Here is a 4,075-nt window from a genome sequence, read left to right as displayed (position 1 = left end):
AGCGCCCGGGACCGTGCCGACGCCGTCGAGGCAGCGACCGCTGCGGTCGTCGCCGCCGCGCGCGTGCTCGTCGAGCGGGGCGCCGACCACGCACCCATCGCACGGCTCGCCGCCGTCGCCGGTGGGACCGGGGGCGACAACGCGCACGCGCTGTCGCTCGCCACCTACGTGCTGACCCGTCGGTTCGAGGAAGTCGTCGCGGCGGCGAACGACCGGCTGCTCGGCATGTCCGACGGGCGGTACGAGCTCGTGCGCAGCGACGTGAAGGAGGACGTCAGCACGCGCCGCACCGGTCTGTCGATGCGCGTCGTCGACCACCGGACCGGTCACCCGCGCGACCCGCGCACCCTGTCGGGCGGCGAGACGTTCTACGTGTCGCTGTGCCTCGCGCTCGGGCTCGCCGACGTGGTGAGCGCCGAGGCGGGCGGGATCGACCTCGGCACCCTGTTCGTCGACGAGGGGTTCGGCACGCTCGACCCGCACACGCTCGACCAGGTGCTCGCCGAGCTCGGCCGGCTGCGCGCCGGCGGGCGGGTCGTCGGCGTCGTGTCGCACGTCGAGACGCTCAAGCAGGCGATCCCCGACCGCATCGAGGTCCGCCCGACCCCGCACGGCCCGAGCACCCTCACGGTCCGCGCCGGCTGAACCCGCGAAGCCCACGGGTGCTCGAGCCTCCGAGATGCTCGGGGGAGCACCCTCACGGTCCGCGCCGGCTGAATCCGCGAAGCCCACGGTGCTCGGGCCTCCGAGATGCTCGGGGGAGCAGCCTCTCGGTCCGCGCCGGCTGAACCCGCGAAGCCCACGGTGCTCGGGCCTCCGAGATGCTCGCGGGAGCAGCCTCTCGGTCCGCCCGGCTGAGCCCGCGAAGCCCGCGGCGCTCGGGCCTCCGAGATGCTCGTGGCTCGAGCCCTCCGAGCGCTCGTCCGTCGAATCCCGGACGTGCTCGTGCGGCAGGAGCTCGAGCCCGCGGCCGCCGGTCGGGACGACTGCCTCGCGCCCAAGGGAACGCACCGGAGCGGGTGTCCGTCGGCCCACCCGTCCGGCCGGGCTGGCCCTCGACGAGGTGGTGCAGGTCGACGAGACCGCGGTCCGGCAGTTCGCCCGAACCTGTGGCGTGCGTCACATGCGCGACCTAGCCTGGGGGAAAGCGTCGACGAAGGACCTCACGATGTCGTGGGTATTGCTGGCCGCAGTGCTCTTCGTGCCGGCGCTCGTCTTCAGCGCCCTGTGGTCCCTCCTCCCCGGCGCCGACGAGCCGCCGCGATGGCGTGTCGCGCTCGCCGACCGGCTCGAAGGCTGGGCGCACCGGCTGCGCCCCGTGCGGCCCGTCCCGCCGAACCCGTTCGACGCCCTGCGCGTCCAGGAGAGGCTCGGTGCCGTCGCGGACCACGTGCGCGAGCTCGAGCTCGACCCGCACACCTTCGCGCGCGCGGAGCGGATCATCGCGTCCCAGCTCGCCTACGACCAGCTGCTCGCCGAGGCGTGCCGGCTCGCGGGGGTCGAGGTGCTCCCACGCCCCAAGGGCGATCCGGCCGAGCGGTTCCGCGAGGAGGTCGAGCTCGCCGCGCGCGGATGGACGTGGTGAGCGCGCCCTGCGGATGTGCGTCGAGGTCAGCGCCCCTACGGTGGGCGCGTGCGCACCCGGACCGAGCCCGCCTCCACCCCCGACCCGAGTCGTGCACCTGCGTCCGAGGTGCACGAAGCGTCTGACGCGGCCGTGCTCATCGCCGGAGCGGGCCGATGAGCGGGCGTGCGGTCGCGGTCGTCGTGTCGACGGTCGTGGTGCTCGCCGCGGGGGTCGTGGTCGCGGACCGCGTCGCGGCGTCGACGGCCGAGCGGCGGGCCGCCGAGTCGGTCCAGGCGAACCTCGACGTCACCGGGACCCCGACGGTCGCGATCGACGGGTTCCCCTTCCTCACGCAGGTGCTGGCGGGCTCGCTCGACCACGTGACCGGCAGCGTCGACGGCGTGACGCTCGACGGCGGTCTCACCGCGACGGACGTGACCTTCGACGCGCAGGGCGTGAGCACGTCCGAGCCGTACACGGTCGCGACCGGCTCGATCACCGCGACCCTGCCGACCGCGACCATCGAGCAGGTCGTCGCGGAGCAGACGGAGCTCGACGTCACGGTCGCGGTCGACGGCGACTCGCTGGTCGCGTCGGGCGAGGTGCTCGGCGTCGCGCTGTCGGCAGCACTCGAGCCGCGCGTCGAGAGCGGTCGGCTGCTCGTCGACGTCGGGCAGATGTCGCTGGGCGGGCTCACGATCACGGTCGACGACCTCCCGGAGCGCGTCGCGTCCCGGTTCCGCGGGCTCGAGGTCCCGGTGACGGGCCTGCCCGAGGGGCTCGTGCTCTCGAGCGTGCAGGTCGTCCCGGACGGTGCACGCGTCACCGCCACGGGCGAGGACGTCACGCTCACCGCCCAGCCCTGAGGCGTCGCCGGTAGGGTCCCCCTGCCTGCGGACACGCTGCGGGCGGGACGCCGAGGAGAGCCGTGGACTGGTGGAACGAGACGTGGCGGTCGGTCACCACACCGCTGCCCGTGCCGGACACGGCCGTCGTGGTCGTCACCGCCGCCGTCGTGCTGCTGGCGCTCGTCGTGCCGCAGCTCTGGCACCTCACGCGGCACGCGCTCACCATCGTCCACGAGGCCGGGCACGCGGCCGTCGCCGTGCTCGTCGGCCGACGCCTGTCCGGCATCCGGGTGCACTCCGACACGTCCGGCCTGACGGTCTCGGTCGGCAAGCCCCGTGGTCCCGGCATGGTCGCGACCGCGGCCGCCGGCTACCCCGCACCGGCGCTCCTCGGGCTCGGTGCCGCGTGGTTGCTGTCGCAGGGCTACGCCGTCGCGCTGCTCTGGCTGCTCGTGGTCGTCGTGGCGCTCGTGCTCGTCCAGATCCGCAACTGGTACGGCCTGTGGTCGGTGCTCGTCAGCGCGGCGGTGCTCGTCGGCGTGACGGTGTGGGGCTCGGCGGCGGTGCAGTCGACGTTCGCCTACCTGGTCACGTGGTTCTTCCTCCTCGGTGCTCCGCGCGCTGTGCTCGAGATGCAGTCCGGGCGGCGGCGCGTCCGGCGCCGCGGCGGGTCCGACGTCTCCGACGCCGGGATGCTGGGCCGCCTGACCCATCTGCCGGGGCTCTTCTGGGTCGGTGTCCTCCTCCTCATCTGCCTCGCGTGCTTCGCGCTCGGCGGTGCGTGGCTGGTCGGCCTCCAGCTCGCCTGAGACGCGGCCGGCATCGCGCTCCCGCCCACCTCCGCGTCCTCCTGCCGCTGCGAGTCCTCCCGCTTGCGCGTCGTCCTGCCTCGACGCGCCCCCCTCCTGCCGCTGCCGTCCTGCCTCCTGCCGCTGCCGTCCTGCCTCGACGCGCCCCCTCCTGCCGCTGCCGTCCTCTCGCGTCTGCGCGTCTTCCCGCCCAGCGCGTCCCCCCGCCCTCCGCGTCCTGCCGTCGCGTCCTGTGCTCTCACGTCGTCGCGCAGCCGTCGAGGGCGTGCGCGAGGGCTCGCCGTTCGTCGCGCGTGACGGAGAGGTCGTACGCGGACTTCACGAGCACCTGCCGCACGGCGTACGCGCAGCGGTAGCCCGTGTTCGGCGGCAACCACTGCGACGCGTCGGCGGCGCCCTTGTCCTGGTTGGTGAAGCCGTCGACGGCGAGCAGGTTCGCCGGGTCGTTCGCGAACGCGGTCCGCGCGGTGTCCGACCAGCCGGCCGCACCGGCCGCCCACGCGTCACCGAGCGCGACGACGTGGTCGATCTGCACGTCGCCGGACGCCGCACCGCGCACGAACGGCACCGGACGTCCGGTGTACGGGTCGTCGAGGGTCCCGCTGAGCACGACGCAGTCGCGCGTGCCGGGCTTGGTCACGACGTCGCCGAGATCGCGCCGCAGGACGTCGTTGCGGGTGTCGCAGCCGTTGCGGTCGACGTCGGCCCACGCCTGCCCGAACGCGTCACGGTCGTACGGGTCGGCCGGCGGCGGCCCGCGCACGTCGAGCGCCGCGAGCGCGGCACGCGCGACCGTGAGGTCGTCGGGGTGCACGGGGTAGCGCGCCGACGCGCGCGCCTGCGTCCACGCC

At 74.7% G+C, this 4,075-nt stretch carries 5 protein-coding genes; 4 read left to right on the top strand and 1 reads right to left on the bottom strand.

The annotated features are described in order from the left end of the window. The 4 genes from HGA02_RS12350 to HGA02_RS12335 all read left to right on the top strand — a co-directional run. Window positions 1-645 (top strand): SbcC/MukB-like Walker B domain-containing protein (locus HGA02_RS12350; RefSeq protein ID WP_168679261.1); only part of this gene is annotated, 645 nt, incomplete at its 5' end. Between the two features lie 523 nt (window positions 646-1,168). Further along, window positions 1,169-1,585, top strand: coding sequence for a hypothetical protein (locus HGA02_RS12345; RefSeq protein ID WP_168679260.1), 417 nt, complete (start codon window positions 1,169-1,171; stop codon window positions 1,583-1,585). 155 nt (window positions 1,586-1,740) lie between these two features. Next, window positions 1,741-2,433 (top strand): LmeA family phospholipid-binding protein, encoded by a 693-nt coding sequence (locus HGA02_RS12340; RefSeq protein ID WP_168679259.1) that lies wholly within the window; start codon window positions 1,741-1,743, stop codon window positions 2,431-2,433. A gap of 62 nt (window positions 2,434-2,495) precedes the next feature. Beyond that, window positions 2,496-3,224 carry a M50 family metallopeptidase gene (locus HGA02_RS12335; protein WP_168679258.1) on the top strand — a complete coding sequence of 243 codons (729 nt, stop codon included), beginning with the start codon at window positions 2,496-2,498 and terminating at the stop codon, window positions 3,222-3,224. A 238-nt stretch (window positions 3,225-3,462) separates the two neighbouring features. On the opposite strand, the gene HGA02_RS12330 is transcribed toward HGA02_RS12335, so the two are convergent. Beyond that, a partial coding sequence (locus tag HGA02_RS12330) for an HNH endonuclease family protein (RefSeq protein WP_168679257.1) occupies window positions 3,463-4,075 on the bottom strand: 613 nt, incomplete at its 5' end.

The organism is Cellulomonas septica (assembly GCF_012396155.1).
Taxonomy (GTDB): domain Bacteria; phylum Actinomycetota; class Actinomycetes; order Actinomycetales; family Cellulomonadaceae; genus Cellulomonas; species Cellulomonas septica.
This window is presented reverse-complemented; position numbering and strand designations above follow the sequence as displayed.

Excerpts from the sequence above, each read along its gene's own strand:
- HGA02_RS12345 (WP_168679260.1), top strand. The coding sequence starts at position 1,169 with ATGTCGTGGGTATTGCTGGCCGCAGTGCTCTTCGTGCCGGCGCTCGTC.
- HGA02_RS12340 (WP_168679259.1), top strand. The coding sequence starts at position 1,741 with ATGAGCGGGCGTGCGGTCGCGGTCGTCGTGTCGACGGTCGTGGTGCTC.